General features: G+C 65.5%; 17 protein-coding genes. 4 read left to right on the top strand and 13 right to left on the bottom strand.

Going from position 1 to position 18,101, the window contains the following annotated elements:
* Positions 1–250: 250 nt before the first annotated feature.
* The 8 genes from kdpE to KHO41_RS33225 form a co-directional block, all read right to left on the bottom strand.
* A complete protein-coding gene (gene kdpE / locus KHO41_RS33260) occupies positions 251–946 on the bottom strand; it encodes a two-component system response regulator KdpE (protein WP_211957487.1) in 696 nt (231 codons plus the stop codon).
* A gap of 34 nt (positions 947–980) precedes the next feature.
* A complete protein-coding gene (locus KHO41_RS33255; RefSeq protein WP_211957486.1) occupies positions 981–3,836 on the bottom strand; it encodes a DUF4118 domain-containing protein in 2,856 nt (951 codons plus the stop codon).
* 63 nt (positions 3,837–3,899) lie between these two features.
* Positions 3,900–4,526 carry a potassium-transporting ATPase subunit KdpC gene (kdpC, locus tag KHO41_RS33250; protein ID WP_211957485.1) on the bottom strand — a complete coding sequence of 209 codons (627 nt, stop codon included), beginning with the start codon at positions 4,524–4,526 and terminating at the stop codon, positions 3,900–3,902.
* A 26-nt stretch (positions 4,527–4,552) separates the two neighbouring features.
* Complete coding sequence (kdpB, locus tag KHO41_RS33245; RefSeq protein WP_376989888.1) at positions 4,553–6,628, bottom strand: potassium-transporting ATPase subunit KdpB; 2,076 nt, start codon at positions 6,626–6,628, stop codon at positions 4,553–4,555.
* Between the two features lie 163 nt (positions 6,629–6,791).
* Positions 6,792–8,609 carry a potassium-transporting ATPase subunit KdpA gene (kdpA, locus tag KHO41_RS33240; protein WP_211957483.1) on the bottom strand — a complete coding sequence of 606 codons (1,818 nt, stop codon included), beginning with the start codon at positions 8,607–8,609 and terminating at the stop codon, positions 6,792–6,794.
* Positions 8,609–8,698, bottom strand: coding sequence for a K(+)-transporting ATPase subunit F (kdpF, locus tag KHO41_RS33235; protein ID WP_041679662.1), 90 nt, complete (start codon positions 8,696–8,698; stop codon positions 8,609–8,611). The genes kdpA and kdpF overlap by 1 nt, the downstream gene beginning before the upstream one ends.
* Complete coding sequence (locus KHO41_RS33230) at positions 8,698–8,868, bottom strand: hypothetical protein (RefSeq protein WP_211957482.1); 171 nt, start codon at positions 8,866–8,868, stop codon at positions 8,698–8,700. The genes kdpF and KHO41_RS33230 overlap by 1 nt, the downstream gene beginning before the upstream one ends.
* Before the next feature lie 130 nt (positions 8,869–8,998).
* The gene (locus KHO41_RS33225) at positions 8,999–9,139 is read right to left on the bottom strand and encodes a hypothetical protein (RefSeq protein WP_211957481.1); all 141 of its coding nucleotides are present in this window, start codon (positions 9,137–9,139) and stop codon (positions 8,999–9,001) included.
* A 492-nt stretch (positions 9,140–9,631) separates the two neighbouring features.
* Here KHO41_RS33225 and rpsU point away from each other — a divergent pair, with 492 nt between their 5' ends.
* The 4 genes from rpsU to KHO41_RS33205 all read left to right on the top strand — a co-directional run bounded on the left by rpsU (position 9,632) and on the right by KHO41_RS33205 (position 12,141).
* Positions 9,632–9,844 carry a 30S ribosomal protein S21 gene (gene rpsU, locus KHO41_RS33220; protein ID WP_008648415.1) on the top strand — a complete coding sequence of 71 codons (213 nt, stop codon included), beginning with the start codon at positions 9,632–9,634 and terminating at the stop codon, positions 9,842–9,844.
* Positions 9,845–10,014: 170 nt separating this feature from the next.
* A complete protein-coding gene (gene nodI, locus KHO41_RS33215; RefSeq protein WP_041680003.1) occupies positions 10,015–10,926 on the top strand; it encodes a nodulation factor ABC transporter ATP-binding protein NodI in 912 nt (303 codons plus the stop codon).
* Between the two features lies 1 nt (position 10,927).
* Positions 10,928–11,797, top strand: a complete 870-nt coding sequence (locus KHO41_RS33210; RefSeq protein ID WP_211957480.1) for an ABC transporter permease — start codon at positions 10,928–10,930, stop codon at positions 11,795–11,797.
* 71 nt (positions 11,798–11,868) lie between these two features.
* Positions 11,869–12,141: a hypothetical protein gene (locus KHO41_RS33205; RefSeq protein WP_244874153.1), complete on the top strand. Its 273-nt coding sequence runs from the start codon at positions 11,869–11,871 to the stop codon at positions 12,139–12,141.
* Between the two features lie 30 nt (positions 12,142–12,171).
* Here KHO41_RS33205 and KHO41_RS33200 read toward each other — a convergent pair whose 3' ends face one another.
* From KHO41_RS33200 to folC, 5 genes are all read right to left on the bottom strand, one after another.
* On the bottom strand, positions 12,172–13,377 hold the full coding sequence (locus tag KHO41_RS33200) for an O-succinylhomoserine sulfhydrylase (protein ID WP_211957479.1): 1,206 nt from the start codon (positions 13,375–13,377) through the stop codon (positions 12,172–12,174).
* A gap of 286 nt (positions 13,378–13,663) precedes the next feature.
* Complete coding sequence (purF, locus tag KHO41_RS33195) at positions 13,664–15,190, bottom strand: amidophosphoribosyltransferase (protein ID WP_211957478.1); 1,527 nt, start codon at positions 15,188–15,190, stop codon at positions 13,664–13,666.
* Positions 15,191–15,290: 100 nt separating this feature from the next.
* Positions 15,291–15,788 carry a CvpA family protein gene (locus tag KHO41_RS33190; protein ID WP_211957477.1) on the bottom strand — a complete coding sequence of 166 codons (498 nt, stop codon included), beginning with the start codon at positions 15,786–15,788 and terminating at the stop codon, positions 15,291–15,293.
* 35 nt (positions 15,789–15,823) lie between these two features.
* Complete coding sequence (locus KHO41_RS33185) at positions 15,824–16,561, bottom strand: SPOR domain-containing protein (protein ID WP_211957476.1); 738 nt, start codon at positions 16,559–16,561, stop codon at positions 15,824–15,826.
* A 101-nt stretch (positions 16,562–16,662) separates the two neighbouring features.
* A complete protein-coding gene (folC, locus tag KHO41_RS33180; protein ID WP_211957475.1) occupies positions 16,663–17,973 on the bottom strand; it encodes a bifunctional tetrahydrofolate synthase/dihydrofolate synthase in 1,311 nt (436 codons plus the stop codon).
* Positions 17,974–18,101: the final 128 nt, after the last annotated feature.

Genomic DNA, 18,101 nt, shown 5'->3' with positions numbered 1-18,101 from the left:
GAGCTCACTCCAGGGCATGGGCGTCTCCCGGTGGCAGTCGCCCATGCAGGGTAGAAAACTGTTACCTATGTGCTTGAACTGTTCTGTTACCTATGTGGGTGAACCGTACCCCAAAACGCGTTTTTGGTTACTTTTGTCGCTCGGACAAAAGTGACTCGCCGGCTACGCCGGCGAAACAGCAGCGCACGCCAAAAACGATAACCCCCACCCGCATTTCAGCGAAGAACCATAAAAAATCACTACACCACCCCTACCCCGCAAACCGATATCCCACCCCGACTTCAGTGAGCAGATGCACTGGCTGCGCAGGATCCGCTTCCAGCTTGTGGCGCAGATGGCCCATATAGACACGCAGGTACTGGCTGCTCTCGGAATGCGATGGCCCCCAGACCTCGCGCAGCAGCTCGCGGTGCGTCATCACCTTGCCGCGATGTGCGATCAGCACCGATAGCAGGCGGTACTCGATCGGCGTCAGGTGCACGGGTTCTCCGGCACGCGTGACCATGCGGTTGGCAAGGTCCACCTGAACCTCGCCAAAGGCGATCTGCGCGGACCCGTGTGGATTCAATCGCGCATGCCGTCGCAGCAGCACGCGCAGGCGCGCCACCAGCTCGCCAACGCCGAATGGCTTGGTCAGGTAGTCGTCGGCACCGGCATCGAGCGCACCGATCTTGTCCTCCTCCGCACTGCGCGCCGACAGCACCAGCACCGGCACTTCGGTCCAGGTGCGCACTTCGCGGATCAGGTCGATGCCATCGCCGTCGGGCAGGCCAAGATCGAGGATCACCAGGTCGGGCTGGCGCGTGCCGGCCTCGATCAGCCCGCGCTTGAGCGAATCGGCCTCGTGCACCGTGCAGCCCTCGGCCTGCAGGGCCGCACGCACGAAACGACGGATATGAGGTTCGTCCTCGACCAGCAGCACCGTGGGCGAAAACTCGAAAGGCATCTGTTGCACTCCATCTATGTGTGTCCGCGCGGATTTATGCGGGAATGTCCGCGGCTTCGGGCTCGATCACCGGCGGATTGCCGCGCGGCAAGGCCACTATAAACCGCGCACCGATGCCAGCCCCTGCCGTGGCAGCATCGCGCACGGGCTCGACCCAGATCCGTCCGCCATGCGCCTGCACGATCGCGTCGCAGACGGCAAGGCCAAGGCCCACGCCCGTTGTCACCGATTCACGTTCACCGCGCGTGAATTTCTCGAAAATCTGCCGTTCGCTGCCGGCCGGCACACCGGGGCCGTCGTCTTCCACCACGAGGCGCACTTCGTCGTCCACGACCTCCGCGCGGATGCGGATTTCGGTTCCGGCAGGCGTGTACTTGGCTGCGTTCTCCAGCAGGTTGCACAGCACGCGATCCATCAGCACGGCATCGCACTCCACCAGCGGCGTCTTGTGCAGATCCGCCACCGCGACACGATGTCCGACTAGCGCATCGCGCAATGCGCCCAGCGCCGCGCCAACCAGCTCTTCGAACGACTGCCACTCCTTCTGCATGCGCACGTCCCGCCCTTGCAGCCGCGCCATGTCAAGCAGGTTGACGACCATCGTGCTCATGCGCCTGGCCTGGTCACGCATCGCCGCGACCGTGTCGGCCACGCGCGGAGGGAGCGGCGGATCGCCGCGCTGCAACGTTTCGGCCATGCCGATCAGGCTCGTCAGCGGCGTGCGCAGGTCATGCGACACCGCGGCCAGCAGCGAACTGCGCAGGCGCTCCGATTCCATCGACAGCAACGCCTGCTGCGCGACGTCCACGTAGTGCAGCCGTTCGATGGTGATGGCAATCAGCGTCGCGAATACATCGACCTGACGCCGCAGTGCCGGCTGCGCAAAGGCGCGCCACGCCTGCGGCTCGACGGCCAGCACGCCACGCGTCTGCATCGGCGCCTTGAGCGGCAGGTACAGCACGGTGCCGGCCGGCAGCGTATGGGTGCCTGTGCCGGCCGGCTGGCCATGGTCGAACACCCACTGCGCGAGCACGCGGTCGATCGCGTCGCTCTGCGAGTCGGCCGGCCCCTGCGCATCCACCGCGGGCGGCAGCAGCCGGCCGTCCGGCCCAACAAGGAAGAATGCCGAGCGCGCATCGAAAGCCGCGCGCAGGAAGCGGCTGCCGATCGAGACGATCTGCTCGTTCATCAGGGCCGACGACAGTTCGCGCGCGAGCTCGTACAGCGTGCGCGCATCGGTCTCGCGCTGCACGGCGACTTCGGCCTGTTCGCGCAGTCCGGCCGTGAGCTGACCGATCACCAGGCCCACCGACAGCAGCACCAGGAAGGTCAGCAGATACTGCACGTCGCTCACGCCAAACGACATCCGCGGTGGCACGAAGAAGAAGTCAAATGCGCCCACGGCAATGACAGACGCCAGCGCCGCCGCCGCGCGGCCATGGCGCAGCGCCACGCCAACCACCGCCACCAGGAACAGCATGGCGATGTTGACAAGGTCGAACCACGGCCGTGCCAGCGTCGACACCGCCGTCGCGCCGGCGCACCATGCAATGGCCCACAGGTAGGACTGCATGCGCACGCGGCGCTCCTGCGCGTGCGCGGCCTCGCTTTCCTCGGCCGGGATCGGTGCGCTGGCGGGCCTGACGTCTACGCGCGTGGTATCGGCCGCGACGCGTATCACGTCGATCTCCGGGCACGCGGCCGACAGCGCATCGGCAAAGCTCTTGCGGCCGAACAGCCATGCCCGCGCACCCAGGAATGGCGACAGTACCCAGGCCAGCAGCGAACGTCCCTGCATCAGCAGCGAGTCATCTTCGCGCCGCCATCGCGTGGGCGTGCGGCCAAGCACGACCTTGGTCAGGTTGTGCCGCCGGACATAGCCGGCCACCGCCTGCACCATGTCGCTGCCGGCCAGCGTCTCGGTGCGCGCGCCGAGTTCCTCGGCCAGCCGCATCGCCGACTCCAGCCGCACGCGCTCGGCATCGGGCACAGACGCCAGTCGTGGCGCCGCTACCGTGATCACATGGCAGTCGCAATCGAGCTGGCCGGCCAGCCGGCGCGCGCTCCTGATGACCTGCTCGGCATCGCTGCCGGTGCCGATACAGGCGAGCACCGCCTCGCGCGTGCGCCACACCGACTGGATCGATTCGGCGCGGCGATAGGCACGCACATCGTCATCGACACGGTCCGCGGTGCGTCGCAATGCCAGTTCACGCAGGGCAATCAGGTTGCCCTTGCGGAAGAAGTTGCGCACCGCATGGCGGGCCTGCTCCGGCAGGTACACCTTGCCCTCACGCAAGCGCCTCAGCAACTCGTCGGCGGGCAGGTCCACCAGGATCACTTCGTCGGCGCCATCGAACACAGCGTCCGGCACGGTTTCCCAGACGCGAATGCCGGTGATGCCACCAACGGCCTCGTTGAGGCTGTCCAGGTGCTGCACGTTGACGGTCGTCCACACGTCGATGCCAGACGACTGCAGTTCCTGGATATCCTGCCAACGCTTCGGGTGGCGGCTGCCTTGCGCGTTCGAATGGGCCAGTTCGTCGACCAGCACCAGCGCCGGACGACGCGCCAGCGCACCGTCGAGATCGAACTCCTTGAGCACGCGGTCGCGGTATGGCACGTCCTTCATCGGCAGGCGCTCGATGCCATCGACCAGTGCCTCGGTCTCGGCGCGGCCGTGCGTCTCGACCACGCCGATGACCACGTCCACGCCTTGCTCTCGCAGCGAACGCGCCGCGGCAAGCATGGCAAAGGTCTTGCCCACGCCGGCCGAGGCACCGAAATAGACGCGCAGCTTGCCGCGTGCAGCGCGCGCGCCCTCCTCCTGCATGCGTTGCAGCAGGGTGTCCGGGTCCGGACGTTCGACGGGAGATCGCAATTCGGGCATGGTCAGCTGCGCCTCCCGACGCGGGGGCAGGCGCAGTCAGATTGTGCCACGCGCACCGCGTGCCTATTTGCCCGACGCCGCATCCAGCGCCAGGTTCAGTTTGAGCACATTGACACCAGGCTCACCCAGCACCGCCAGCCGGGGCGATTCGGTATTCGCCTTGATCAGTTCCTGGACCTTTCCGAGCGGCAGGCTACGCAGCCGCGCCACGCGCGGCGCCTGGTAGTCCGCTGCGGCGATGCTGATGTGCGGATCGAGTCCGCTGCCGGAGGCGGTGACCAGATCCACCGGCACTGCTGACTTGTTGTCCGGATCCGCCGCACGCAACGCGTCGATGCGCGCACGCGCCGCATCGGTCAACGCCGGGTTGCTCGGTCCCAGGTTCGAGCCGACCGATGCCGCGCCGTTGTACGGCATCGGCGTGGTAGCCGACAGGCGCCCCCAGAAGTACTTCGGGTCCGAGAACGGCTGGCCTATCAGCGACGAGCCCACGGCCTTGCCGTCCCTGACGATCAGCGAGCCGGCTGCCTGATCCGGAAACACAGCTTTCGAAACCGCCGTGATCACGCCGGGGTACAACAGCCCCGTCACCAGCGACAGCACGACGAAGACCACCGCCACGGGCCGCAACAGTCCGCCTTGCAGCGGTGCCGCCGGCACGGATTGCGTGGATTGCGCTTGCATATTCATGAGTTCCTCTCAATGCAGGAGTACGGTCAGACCCAGCCCAGCAGGGCCAGCGCCATGTCGATCAGCTTGATTCCTACAAACGGCACCAGAATGCCGCCAAGGCCGTAGATCAGCAGATTGCGACGCAGCAGCACGGCCGCGCCGAGCGGCCGGTAAGCCACGCCCTTGAGCGCCAGCGGGATCAGCGCGACGATGATCAGCGCATTGAAGATCACCGCCGACATGATCGCGGACGCCGGCGTGCTCAGCCCCATCACGTTCAGCAGGTTGAGCTGCGGATAGGTCGTGGCAAAGGCAGCCGGAATGATGGCGAAGTACTTGGCGATGTCGTTGGCCACGCTGAACGTGGTCAGCGACCCGCGCGTCATCAGCATCTGCTTGCCGATCTCGACGATCTCGATGAGCTTGGTCGGGTTGCTGTCGAGGTCGACCATGTTGCCGGCCTCCTTCGCCGCCTGCGTGCCGCTGTTCATCGCCACGGCGACGTCGGCCTGCGCCAGCGCCGGCGCGTCGTTGGTGCCGTCGCCGGTCATCGCCACAAGGCGGCCTTCGCCCTGGTACTGGCGGATCAGCTTGAGCTTCGCTTCAGGCGTGGCCTCCGCGAGGAAGTCGTCAACGCCGGCTTCGGCCGCGATGGTTGCCGCGGTGAGCCGGTTGTCGCCGGTGATCATCACGGTCTTGATGCCCATCTTGCGCAGTTCGGCAAAGCGCTCGCGGATACCGGTCTTGACGATGTCCTTGAGTTCCACCACGCCGAGCACGCGCACATTGCCATCGGATTCCTCGGCCACCACCAGCGGCGTGCTGCCGGCGCGGGCAACGTCGTCGACGGCCTGCATCACGGCATCCGGGAACTTGCCCGCGCGTTCGGTCACGAAGCGGCGCACCGCGTCGGCAGCGCCCTTGCGCACGATGCGTTCGCTGTCGTCATTGCGCAGATCCACGCCGCTCATGCGCGTCTGCGCCGTGAACGGCACGAACACCGGGCGGAGCACCGCCATGTCCGGCGCGGCAACTCCTTGCTGCTGGCGCGCCAGCGTCACGATGCTGCGGCCTTCGGGCGTTTCGTCGGCGAGCGACGACAGCCATGCTGCCTGCGCAAGCTGCTGCGCCGAGATGCCCGGTGCCGGCACAAAGCGCGCGGCCTGGCGGTTGCCATGCGTGATCGTGCCGGTCTTGTCGAGCAGCAGCACGTCCACATCACCTGCCGCTTCCACGGCGCGGCCCGACGTGGCGATGACGTTGGCCTCCATCATGCGGCTCATGCCGGCCACGCCGATGGCTGACAGCAGGCCGCCGATCGTAGTCGGGATCAGGCACACGAGCAGCGCGACCAGCACGGTGATCGTCACCGGCATGCCGGCCTTGGTGACCAGCACGCTGTAGAGCGAGAACGGCAGCAGCGTGGCAGTCGCCAGCAGCAGCACGATGGTCAGGCCCACCAGCAGGATGGTCAGCGCGAGTTCGTTCGGCGTCTTCTGCCGCTTGGCGCCCTCGACCATGCTGATCATGCGGTCGATAAAGCTTTCGCCCGGGTTGGTGGTGATGCGCACCACGATCCAGTCCGACAGCACGCGCGTGCCGCCGGTCACCGACGAGAAGTCGCCGCCGGATTCGCGGATCACGGGCGCCGATTCGCCGGTGATGGCGCTTTCGTCCACCGAAGCCACGCCCTCGATCACTTCACCGTCGCCGGGGATCATGTCGCCGGCCTGGACATGCACGATGTCGCCGCGCCGCAAGGTTGTAGCCGCGCGCGTTTCCATCGCACCGCCACGCTTGCCGTCCACAAGCACGTGCGCCATCGCGGTCGTCTTCAGACCACGCAGGGATTCCGCCTGCTGCTTGCTGCGCCCTTCTGCCAGCGCTTCGGCAAAGTTGGCGAACAGCACCGTGAACCACAACCAGACCGAGACGGCCAGGATGAAGCCAGCGCTTTCGCCGCCCGCCACCGGCGAAGCCAGCGCCTTGAGGAACAGGATCGTGGTCAGGATGCTGCCGACATACACCACGAACATCACTGGGTTGCGCACCTGATCGCGCGGCGACAGCTTCTTCACCGCGGCAAGCAGCGCCGGCTTGACTAGTTCGGCAGCGAACATGCCACGACGCGGCGGGCGATGCGGATGCTGGCCGTGCGGACGGTTAGCGACGCCCGATGGCTGGGCGGCCTTGGCCGCCGATGCACTGGTTCTGGATGCGGCGCCGCCGGTCTTGTCCTGCGTCGCCATGGATTCTTGTTGCATGCGTTTCTCCGCAATACGCTTACTTGGTAATCGCCGTCACCGCGCCCTGCAGCTGCTCGGCGACGGGTCCCAGTGCCAGGGCCGGGACATAGGTCAGCGCACCGACCAGCAGCACCGAGCCGACCAGCAGCACCACGAACAACGCGCCGTGCGTGGGCATGGTGCCGCCCGTGACCGGCAGGCGCTTCTTCGCTGCGAGCGAGCCGGCCAGCGCGAGGACCGGGATGATGATCCAGAAGCGGCCGAACCACATCGCCGCGGCCAGCAGGGTGTTGTAGAACGGCGTGTTGGCGGACAGGCCTGCGAAGGCACTGCCGTTGTTGTTGGCCGCCGAGGACAGTGCATAGAGAATCTCGGAGAAGCCGTGCGTGCCCGGGTTGAACACGCCAGCCCTGCCCGCTTCGGTCATCACCGCGATTGACGTGCCGACCAGCACCAGTAGCGGCGTAACGAGGATGGCGACCGCAGTCATCTTCATCTCGTAGGCTTCGATCTTCTTGCCCAGGTACTCTGGTGTACGGCCGATCATCAGGCCGGCGATGAACACGGCCAGCACCGCGTACACGAGCATGCCGTACAGGCCGGAGCCGACGCCGCCGAATACGACTTCGCCAAGCTGCATCAGCAGCATCGGCACCAGCCCGCCGATCGCGGTGAACGAGTCGTGCATGGCGTTGACCGCACCGCACGAGGCCGCCGTGGTGATGGTGGCGAAGAGTGCCGACGCCGCCATGCCGAAGCGCGTTTCCTTGCCTTCCATGTTGCCGCCGGCTTGCAGTGCCGATACGGCGTGGTCGATCGGGAGGCCGGATAGCGCAGCATTCGCCTGCAGCTCAGATATCGACGTCACGCAGGCCATGGCAATGAAGATCACCGTCATCGACGCGAGCACCGCCACGCCCTGGCGCCGGTCCTTCACCATCTCGCCGAACGTGAAGCACAGCGCTGCCGGGATCAGGAAGATGGCCAGCATCTCGATCAGGTTGGTGAGCGCGGTCGGGTTCTCGTACGGATGCGCCGAGTTGGCGTTGAAGAAGCCGCCACCGTTGGTGCCGAGCATCTTGATCGCTTCCTGCGAGGCCACGGGGCCCATCGCCAGCGTCTGCTTGTCCGTCTTCAGGTCTTCGGTGACCGGCTTGCCTTGCGCGTCCAGCACCGGTTGTCCGGCCGCATCGACCTTGGGCTGGCTGTACTCGACCGGCGTCACCAGGCTGACTTCCTTGTAGCTGTCGAAGTTCTGGATCACACCCTGGCTGACCAGCGCCAGCGCGATCACCGTCGAGATCGGCACCAGCACGTACAGCGTGCTGCGTACCATGTCGACCCAGAAGTTGCCGATGGTCGCGCTGCTCTGCCGCGCGAAGCCGCGGATCAGCGCGAACACCACGGCAATCCCGGTGGCCGCCGAGAAGAAGTTCTGCACGGTGAGCGCCAGCATCTGCGTCAGGTAGCTCATCGTCGATTCGCCCGCATAGCCTTGCCAGTTCGTGTTGGAAACGAAGCTGATGGCGGTGTTGAAGGCCGAGTCCGGCGTCACCGCGCCAAAGCCCTGCGAGTTGAGCGGCAGATAGGCCTGCAGCCGCTGCAGGGCATAGACCACGATCACGCCAAGCAGGTTGAACGCCAGCACGGCGACCGTGTATCGCTTCCATCCCATCTCGGCATCGGCGCGCACGCCGGCGAGCCTGTAGATCACGCGCTCGAATGGACGCCCCCAAGCGGTCAGCTTGTAGCTGCCATCTTCCATTGCCCGCCGCATATAGCGGCCGAGGAACGGACCTGCGGCGAACAGGATCGCCAGATACAGGGCCAGCAGGCCCAGGAATTCGGTCGACATCAGAATTTCTCCGGGCGGAAGAGCGCAATCAGGAGGTAGATGAAAATCAGCGCGGCGAGCGCGCCGCTCAGCAGGTCAGCCCAGTCCATCACAGCCCCCTGTCGGCAGCGCTGTGCTTGCCCGGCACTGCGTGGTTGTGAACACCGCCGTGCTGTGTGCCGGCATCTGGTGCTTGGCTGCCCAGTGCATCGCAGAGCCGCAGCAGTGCCGCGCTGGCGGCGGCGAATACGATCAAGGCGATCAGGAAGACCCCGTCCATGACAATCCAATCCAAGAGTGACTGACACCGGGAAGCTTATGGATCGGCCGCTAAAAACGGGGTAGAAAGAGACGGAGGGGAGATAAAGAACGTATAAAAATGGATCGCGGCCCGCATAGGCGCACGATGTTCAGAAGCGGCCGATATCGCGATCGTGCGCGGCGTCCTGCTCGCGACGCCACAGCGAACTGGTCAGCCTGTACTGGCACACGAAAAGCAGGATGAGCGCGAGCAGCGCCAGCGCTGCGAGCCCGAGTTTGTAGACCCACATGTTCGTACTCCTTGGAGTCGGGCCCGACAGCTTGCCCATGCCGTCGCCCTATGCTTCGAGCGTAAGCAATGTGCCGTTCAGGCGGCATCAAGATCCGCCACCGGCGCATCAACTTCGTGTAAATTCACGCCCTGCAATGCGAAGGTTGCTGCCGCATTCCGCTACGCGCCGTGCCCGGCACTTCCTGGTGCTGGATTGCTCGCCGCAGCGGCCGAATCGCGGCACATTCTTGACATTTGCGTCGTATACGTGCCATAGTTACGGGCGTATAGCTTTTTACGGAAACCGGTACTGCCAGGCTCCCGCTGTTCAAGGAACCCGGCGCTATCAGCCCCTGACACTGGTTGCACGGACTCACAGGTCCACATCTTTCAGGTTCGCGGGGGTGCACCAGGGCAAATCGCTCCTCGTGCAATACCAGCTGCTCCGGCGGCCGCAGTTTCCCCCTCGTTTGAACCAGCCGCATGTGCGGCACTCCCCTAAAGGACTGAATTGACTAAGATCGTCTTGAAACCCGGTGAGCCGGTTGAAGTTGCAATGCGTCGCTTCCGTCGCGCGATTCTGCAGACCGGCCTGATCGTCGAACTGAAGAGCCGCACGGCCTACGAAAAGCCGACGACCGAGCGCAAGCGCAAGAAGAAGGCTGCCGAAGCGCGCCTGCGCAAGCGTCTGCGCATGCAAATGCTGCCGAAGAAGCTCTACTGATTCGGTTTCGCGCTCAGAAAAAACCGCCAGCATGCTGGCGGTTTTTTTATGCCCGCGTTCAGGTCCGCGCGGCCGGGGCGCCATGATGCAGTGCATCACAGGTCATGCGCGGCGATGACCGGCATAATGGCGGATATTGCGCCCTGCCGGCGCGCCTACCGGTTCCTGCCTTGACTGCCATCCTCGAGTTGCGCAAGGTGCGCAAGCAATACGGCGACACGGTCGTCGTCAACGACCTGGATCTGCAGGTGCACCGCGGCCAGTGCTTCGGCCTGCTCGGCCCCAATGGCGCCGGCAAGACCACCACGCTGCGGCTTCTGCTGGGGCTAACCACGCCGGCAGGCGGCTCGCTGACGCTGTGCGGCGAGCCCATTCCCGAGCGCGCGCCGCAGGCACGCATGCGCGTCGGCGTGGTGCCGCAGTTCGACAATCTCGATCCGGATTTCTCCGTCATCGAGAACCTGCGCATCTTCGGCCGATACTTTGGCCTGTCCTCGGCCGTGATCGAACGCCGCGTACCCGCCCTGCTGGAATTCGCCCGGCTCGAGAACCGCGCCAACGCCCAGGTGCGCGACCTGTCCGGCGGCATGCGCCGGCGCCTGACGGTGGCGCGTGCGCTGATCAACGACCCGGACCTGCTGATCATGGACGAGCCCACGACCGGGCTCGATCCGCAGGCCCGCCACCTGATCTGGGAGCGGCTGAAGTCGCTGATGGCCAGCGGCAAGACCATCCTGCTGACCACGCACTTCATGGAAGAGGCCGAGCGCCTGTGCAACTACCTGTGCGTGATCGATGGCGGCCGCAAGATTGCCGAAGGCAAACCGCACGACCTGATCGACAGCCAGATCGGCTGCGATGTGGTCGAGGTCTATGGCGATGAACTCGACACGCTGCGCGGCAGCCTGACACCGCTCGCCGAACGCACCGAAATGAGCGGCGAGACGCTCTTCTGCTACGTGCGCGAGCCCGCCCCGCTGCTGGCCGCCTTGCACGGGCAGAGCGGCGTACGCTACCTGCACCGTCCGGCCAACCTCGAGGACGTGTTCCTCAAGCTGACCGGCCGCGAGATGAGGGACTGACATGAGCGAACAGGATCCGCGCCCGGACACGGCAACCGCCGCGGGGGCGCAAACCCGCACCCGCGACGACAGCGCCGCATCGGCACAGCACTATCCGCAGCCGCTGCTGCCGCGCAACCTGCGCAACTGGATGATGGTCTGGTACCGCAACTACATGGTGTGGAAGAAGCTGGCCATCCCGTCGATGATCGGCAACCTGGCCGATCCGATGATCTACCTGTTCGGCCTCGGCCTCGGGCTCGGCCTGCTGGTCGGCCAGGTGCATGGCGTGTCGTACATCGCCTTTCTGGCCGCCGGCACCACGGCATCGAGCGTGATGATGTCGGCCAGCTTCGAATCGATGTACTCGGCGTTCTCGCGCATGCACGTGCAGCGCACGTGGGAAGCGATCATGCATGCACCGCTGACGCTTGGCGACGTAGTACTCGGGGAGATCCTCTGGGCCGCCAGCAAAGCCGTGCTGTCGGGGCTGGCGATCATGCTCGTCGCTGGCGCACTCGGCTATGCGCACATGCCGGGCGCGCTGCTGGCGCTGCCGGTAATCGTGCTGGCCGGCATCACGTTCGCCAGCCTCGCGATGATCGTGACCGCGCTGGCCCCCGGCTACGACTTCTTCATGTTCTACCAGACGCTGGTGATGACGCCGATGCTGCTGCTCTCGGGCGTGTTCTTCCCGCTCGAACAGTTGCCCGAAGGCGCACGGGCGGCGACCAATGCCCTGCCGCTCGCGCATGCGGTTGCGCTGATCCGTCCGCTGATGCTCGGGCGTCCGATCGACAATGCCGCGTTGCATATTGCCGTGCTGATGGCTTACGGCATTGTCGCGCTAGTGCTTTCGCTGGTACTGTTGCGGCGCCGCTTGCTGCGCTGAGCTACGCAGGCGGCCGGTTGCCGGGGCCCGACGTCCCGGCGCCCTCTTACATGCCCACCGGGCAGCCTTGCATGCCGTTTTCGTTTTCCGGTTTTCCCCGCCCCTCTTACCACGCTGCCACCGCACGGCTAGTGGCGATCGTGGCAGGCGCCTTGCTGTCAGGATGCAGCGTCGTTGGGGCGACCATCGCGGTAGGCAGCGCTGCCGTTTCCACCGTGACAACGGTGGGTTCCGCGGCCGTCAGTGTTGCATCGACCGCGGTCGAGACCACTTACGACGTGACCAAGGCCGGCGTCAAGGCCGTGGCCGGCAGCGATAACGCAGCGCCAGCCCAGACGCCCTGAGCCGGCACTATCCTTCCGCGGCCTTTCGTCTTACTCGCCGAGCCCGCGCAGCAGATCGGCCTTCAGGTCGGCCACCGTCTCAAGCCCCACCGCCAGGCGAATCAGGCCTTCACCGACACCCGCAGCCGCCTTGGCCTCCGGACTTACACGCGCGTGCGTGGTGGTGTACGGATGCGTGATCGTCGTCCGCGTATCACCGAGATTGCCAGTGATCGAGCACAGCCGCGTGTTGTCGATCACGCGCCATGCATTCGCACGCTGCTGCTCAGGCGTAGCACCCTTGAGTTCGAACGACACGATCGCGCCACCACCGCTCTGCTGACGCATGGCGATCTCATGCTGCGGATGCGACTTCAGCGCGGGATGGAACACGCGCGCCACCGCCGGATGCGATTCCAGGAACTCGGCCAGCGCCAGCGCATTGGCAGAATGCCGCTCCATGCGGATGGCCAGCGTCTCCATGCCCTTGAGCAGCACCCACGCGTTGAAAGCCGACAGCGTCGGGCCCGCGGTACGCACGAACGGGAACACCTTGCCCATGATGAAATCGTGCGTACCGAGGACGGCACCGCCGAGCACGCGGCCCTGCCCGTCGATATGCTTCGTGGCCGAATGCACCACGATGTCGGCGCCGAACTTGATCGGCTGCTGCAGCGCTGGTGAACAGAAGCAGTTGTCGACGATGAGCTGTGCGCCCGCGTTGTGCGCGATGTCGGCCACAGCGGCGATGTCCGCCACTTCGGTCAGCGGATTGGACGGGGTCTCCAGGAAGAACAGCTTCGTGGTCGGTCGCACTGCCGCGCGCCACGCGTTCAGATCGCCCGGATCGACGAAGGTGGTCTCGACACCGAACTTCGAGAAGATGTTCCCGAATAGCGTCATGGTCGAACCAAAGATCGCACGCGAGCTCACCAGGTGGTCGCCCGCCTGCATCAGCGACATCACCACCGACAGGATCGCGCTCATGCCCGATGCGGTCGCCATGCACGACTCGGCGCCTTCCAGCGCCGCCAGCCGCGACTGGAACATCGACACGGTCGGATTGGTGAAGCGCGAGTAGGTGAAGCCCTCTTCCGAGTTGGCGAAGCGCTCGGCGGCTTCGGCGGCGCTGTGGAAGCAAAAGCTCGAGGTCAGGTACATCGCCTCGGAATGCTCCATGTATTCGCTGCGCAACGTGCCGGCGCGCACGCCAAGGGTATCGATGCCAAGCGATTCAGGATTGAGCGGTTCGTTCATGCTGGTGGCGCGGTCGTACCCGCGCGAATGCAGTGGTCTCGACAAGCCGGCGGCAAGCGGCCGGCCATGAAAAAAGCCCGTGCGATCGGAGAGTCGGATCGACGGGCTTGCGTATTCTGCGGATACCTGGGGATTTCACGGCGGCGGTGCCGGAATTTCCCTTCTGACGGCTATCTCTTTAGCTGTTTCGGGCAGGACCCGCGTCCGCAAGCTGACTCTCAAATCGACGCCCCGCCATGTTACGGCCGGGCCCCGCATTCGTCAACGCGCGCGGACGCGGCGCGGCTTACTCGTTGCCGCCCGAACGCTGCAGGTGCAGTTGCGAGCGCTCCATGTCGCCGGTGCCTTCGCGGTCGGCCTGGCTGCGTGCCGTTTCCAGCCGGGTCAGATAGGCCTCGTCGATGTCACCGGTGATGTAGCGGCCATCGAAACACGACGCGTCGAAGTCCTTCAGCGCCGGATTGATGTCGCGCACGGCCTGCTTCATCGCTTCGACGTCCTGGTACACCAGCTTGTCGGCGCCGATGATCTTCGCGATCTCTTCGTGCGTGCGGCCATGGGCCACCAGCTCGCTGCGCGTGGGCATGTCGATGCCGTACACGTTCGGGTACTTCACCGGCGGCGCGGCCGAGGCGAAGATCACCTTGTTGGCGCCGGCGTCGCGCGCCATCTGCACGATCTCGAACGACGTGGTGCCGCGCACGATCGAGTCATCGACGATCAGCACGTTCTTGCCCTTGAACTCGACGGCCATCGCGTTGAGCTTCTGGCGCACCGACTTCTTGCGCACCGCCTGGCCCGGCATGATGAAGGTGCGGCCCACGTAGCGGTTCTTGAAGAAACCTTCGCGATAGCCCACGCCCAGCCGGTTGGCCACCTGCATGGCGGCCGGGCGGCTGGAATCGGGAATCGGCATGACCACGTCGATATCGCCGGCCGACACTTCCTGGCGGATCTTTTCGGCCAGGTAGTCGCCCATGCGCAGGCGGGCGTCATAGACCGGCACGCCATCGATGCACGAATCCGGACGGGCCAGGTAGACGTACTCGAAGATGCACGGCGTCAGCACGGCGTTGTCCGCGCAATGCTTGCTGTACAGCTTGCCGTCGAGGTCGATGAAGATGGCCTCGCCCGGCGCCACATCGCGCTCCATGCGATAGCCGATGCCTTCCAGCGCCACCGACTCCGATGCCACCATCCATTCCTTGCCGGTCGGCGTGTCGACGCTGCCCAGGCACAGCGGACGGATGCCGAACGGGTCGCGCACGGCCAGCATGCCGTAGCCGGCGATCTGCGCGGCAATGGCGTACGAGCCCTTCACGCGGCGGTGCATACCGGAAACGGCCTTGAAGATCGTTTCCGGATCCAGCGCCATGCCCTGGCTCGCGCGCTGCAGTTCGTCAGCGAGCACATTGAGCAGCACCTCGGTATCCGAGTGCGTATTGATGTGGCGGCGGTCGCGGCGGAACATTTCCTCGCGCAGTTGCTGCCAGTTGGTCAGGTTGCCGTTGTGCGCCAGGATGATGCCGTACGGCGCATTGACGTAGAACGGCTGTGCCTCTTCTTCGCTGGAGGCAGAGCCCGCGGTCGGGTAACGCACCTGACCGATGCCGGCGGTGCCCGGCAGGCCGCGCATATTGCGGGTCCGGAACACGTCGCGCACGAGGCCGTTGGCCTTGTGCATGTGGAAAGTACTGCCGTTGGCGGTGGCGATGCCGGCAGCATCCTGTCCGCGGTGTTGCAACAACAGCAGGCTGTCGTAAATCAATTGGTTGACGGGCGAGGTAGAGACCGCGCCGACGATACCGCACATGCCATGCTCCCAGGAAAGGCTTTGATTCAGGGGCGCAGCCCGGTCCTGAGGACAGGGCCTGCGTTTCGTACCGGCCAGGCATGGGTGCCGGGCCTCAGTGTCATGTCTTGACGTACTTCGCCAGCTCCGGTGGCAGCCATGGCTTGAGCGATTCCATGGCTTGCATCACATAGGGGCGGCTCACCGCGTCGCGCCAGAATTCCTCTTCCGGCAATTTCGTCAATCCGGCCAGCGTGACCAGCAGCATCACGATCAGCGCGCCGCGCAGCAGCCCGAACACCAGGCCGAGCCCGCGGTCCGCCGGCTTCAAGCCCGTGCTTTCCAGCAACTGGCCGATCACCGTGCCCGCCAGCGCTGCACCGATCACCGTGCCGATCAGCAAGGTCACGAAGCCGAGCGCGTGGCGCGCGATCTCGCCGCCGGGCAGCGATTCCGGCATCCAGCCGGCGGCCACGCCGCCGAAGCGGTAGGCGACCCAGAACGCCACCACCCAGCCGATCAGCGACAGCACCTCGCGGACCAGTCCGCGCAGCACGCCGATCAGGCCGGAAGCAAGCAGGATGAAGACGACTGCGTAGTCGAAGAAAGTCGGCTGCATCGTTGCAGGCGGCCGCATCGCGCGGCCACGCAGGCTTACTGTTCCACCACCTTCGACGCGAGCCCGGTCGCCCGTACGCGCTTGTCGGCAGCGTCGGCGGCATCACGGTCGTTGAAGGGGCCCGCGCGCAGCAAGATACGCTCGCCGTCAGCCAGGACTTTCCGTTCGACATACGCCGGCACCTTGCTCGCCTTGAGCTTGGCCAGCCAGTTCTTCGCCTTCTCTTCCGAAGAGAAGGCGCCGATCAGGATCAGGTACTTGCCGCTGCCTTGCGGCTTGGCATCCGCCGTCTTGCTGTCGGCGGGCTTGGTATCGGTACGTGCCGCGGGCTTGTCAGCGGCGGTGGCCGGCTTGGACGGCGCGCTGACCACTTCTTCGCCAACGTCGAGCGCTTCCGCGGTGTCGCCGCGAGCCTGCTGGGACTGCGGTGCCGGCGGCAGCGGGTCGGCCTTGCGTGCTTCAACCTTCGGCTTCTGCGCACCCTGCCCGCCCGTCACTTTCACCGACACATCGTCGGACACCGGACGCGGCTTGGTTTCGAAAATGATGGGCAGCACGATGACGGCGGCCACCACCAGCACCACGGCGCCGATCAGGCGGCGGCGCGCGCGCTGCTTCTGGGGAAATTCGGGATCCAGCGTGTCGTCGGCATATTCCTCCGCGAGTCGACGCGACGAGGCGATGCCTGCACCAGGGTCGGTACGCTGACGGCGCGTACGCTCGGGTGCCGGGTCGTTGCCCTTGCGGGAAGAAAACAGCGAAAGCAGGCCCATAGATTGGTTCGGTGCGGCGGCCGTCGGATTCGATCCGTGCCGGCCGCTGGTTTGTCGCTCGATTGCCGCGAACTTGCGCCGCACTTGTGCGCGGCGCTGCGCTAGTTTGCCTGCGTGGCGCGGTATGCCATCACGCCGGCAACGGTATAGAACGATCCGAAGACCAGAATTCTATCATTCTCGGTCGCTCTCTCGATGGCATCGCGGTAAGCGGCTTCGGGACTGGAAAAACAGGCTGCCGTGGCATCCGGCCCCGGCTGGAAACCGCCCTCCTCCAGCTTCTGCAGCAAGTCGGCGGCCGTCGCAGCGCGCTCGGTCGGCAGGTCACACAGGCACCAGTGGTCGACCTTGTCGGCCACCTGGCGAAGCACACCCGCGAGATCCTTGTCCTGCATGGCGCCGAACACCGCGTAGGTGTAGCGGAAGAAGCCCATGTTTTCCAGGTTCTGGCCCAGCGTGGCTGCCGCATGCGGGTTATGCGCCACGTCCAGGATCACCGCCGGGCGTCCCGGCAGCACCTGGAAGCGTCCCGGCAGTTCCACGAAGGCCAGGCCGTTGCGCACTTCCTGCGCGCTCACGGGCAACTGCGAACGCATTGCCTGCAACGCTGCCAATGCGGCCGAAGCGTTCAGCAGTTGGTTAGCGCCGCGAAGCGCCGGATAGCCAAGCCCGTTGAGCTTGCGCTCGCGCCCGCTCCAGTCCCACTGCTGGCGCTCCTGGCCCTTGGCGGCCTGGTGGCGGAAATCGCGCCCGACCAGCCACAGGTCGGCGCCGATCGCCTCGGCATGGTCGACCAGCGACTTGGGCGGCACGGGGTCGCCACAGATCGCCGGCACGCCCGGGCGGAAGATCCCGGCCTTCTCGAAGCCGATCTTCTCGCGCGTGTCGCCAAGGTACTGCGTGTGGTCGATGTCGACGCTGGTGATGACAGCACAGTCCGTATCGATCACGTTGACGGCATCCAGGCGCCCGCCCAGGCCGACTTCGAGGATCATCGCATCGAGGCCGGCAGCCGCAAACATGTGGATGATCGCCAGCGTGGTGAATTCGAAATACGTCAGGCTGATCGGGTCGGCAAAGCTGGTTCGGGCGCGCTCGACGGCTTCGAAGTGCGGCAGCAGTTGCGCATCCGTGGCCATCTCGCCATTGAGGCGCGCGCGCTCGTTGAACGTCACCAGGTGCGGCGACGTATGGCAGCCCACCTTGTAGCCGGCTTCCAGCAGGATGCGCTCCAGCATGGCGCAGGTCGAACCCTTGCCGTTGGTGCCGCCGACCGTGAACACCACGGCATCAATGCGCAGGCCCAGCGCTTCCTTGACGCGCGTGATACGGGTCAGGCCCATGTCGATGCCCACGGGATGGGCGGTTTCGAGATGGGCAAGCCATTCGGGAAGGTTGTGGAAGACAGGCATGAAGGGGGGTGGAAATGCTTTGCTTCTAGATTTGGCCAGCCGGCCTGAATGTCAAGGCCGGAGCTGGCATTGCATTGGCGCCAGGAAAAGCAAAAGGCGCGTCAACCGCCCGCGCCCTTGCCTGTGCC

Origin of the sequence: Cupriavidus numazuensis, assembly GCF_905397435.1 — a bacterium.
GTDB lineage: Bacteria > Pseudomonadota > Gammaproteobacteria > Burkholderiales > Burkholderiaceae > Cupriavidus > Cupriavidus numazuensis.
This window is presented reverse-complemented; position numbering and strand designations above follow the sequence as displayed.

Bases quoted from the DNA above. Each gene is read 5' to 3' on its own strand.
- KHO41_RS33225 (WP_211957481.1), bottom strand. From the start codon at position 9,139: ATGTGGGTCTACAAACTCGGGCTCGCAGCGCTGGCGCTGCTCGCGCTC.
- kdpE (WP_211957487.1), bottom strand. From the start codon at position 946: ATGCCTTTCGAGTTTTCGCCCACGGTGCTGCTGGTCGAGGACGAACCT.
- KHO41_RS33185 (WP_211957476.1), bottom strand. From the start codon at position 16,561: ATGGGCCTGCTTTCGCTGTTTTCTTCCCGCAAGGGCAACGACCCGGCA.
- KHO41_RS33205 (WP_244874153.1), top strand. From the start codon at position 11,869: ATGCCGTTTTCGTTTTCCGGTTTTCCCCGCCCCTCTTACCACGCTGCC.
- KHO41_RS33255 (WP_211957486.1), bottom strand. From the start codon at position 3,836: ATGCCCGAATTGCGATCTCCCGTCGAACGTCCGGACCCGGACACCCTG.
- kdpC (WP_211957485.1), bottom strand. From the start codon at position 4,526: ATGAATATGCAAGCGCAATCCACGCAATCCGTGCCGGCGGCACCGCTG.
- folC (WP_211957475.1), bottom strand. From the start codon at position 17,973: ATGCCTGTCTTCCACAACCTTCCCGAATGGCTTGCCCATCTCGAAACC.
- KHO41_RS33200 (WP_211957479.1), bottom strand. From the start codon at position 13,377: ATGAACGAACCGCTCAATCCTGAATCGCTTGGCATCGATACCCTTGGC.
- kdpF (WP_041679662.1), bottom strand. From the start codon at position 8,698: ATGGACTGGGCTGACCTGCTGAGCGGCGCGCTCGCCGCGCTGATTTTC.
- kdpA (WP_211957483.1), bottom strand. From the start codon at position 8,609: ATGTCGACCGAATTCCTGGGCCTGCTGGCCCTGTATCTGGCGATCCTG.
- KHO41_RS33210 (WP_211957480.1), top strand. From the start codon at position 10,928: ATGAGCGAACAGGATCCGCGCCCGGACACGGCAACCGCCGCGGGGGCG.
- KHO41_RS33190 (WP_211957477.1), bottom strand. From the start codon at position 15,788: ATGCAGCCGACTTTCTTCGACTACGCAGTCGTCTTCATCCTGCTTGCT.
- KHO41_RS33230 (WP_211957482.1), bottom strand. From the start codon at position 8,868: ATGGACGGGGTCTTCCTGATCGCCTTGATCGTATTCGCCGCCGCCAGC.
- kdpB (WP_376989888.1), bottom strand. From the start codon at position 6,628: ATGTTCGCTGCCGAACTAGTCAAGCCGGCGCTGCTTGCCGCGGTGAAG.
- purF (WP_211957478.1), bottom strand. From the start codon at position 15,190: ATGTGCGGTATCGTCGGCGCGGTCTCTACCTCGCCCGTCAACCAATTG.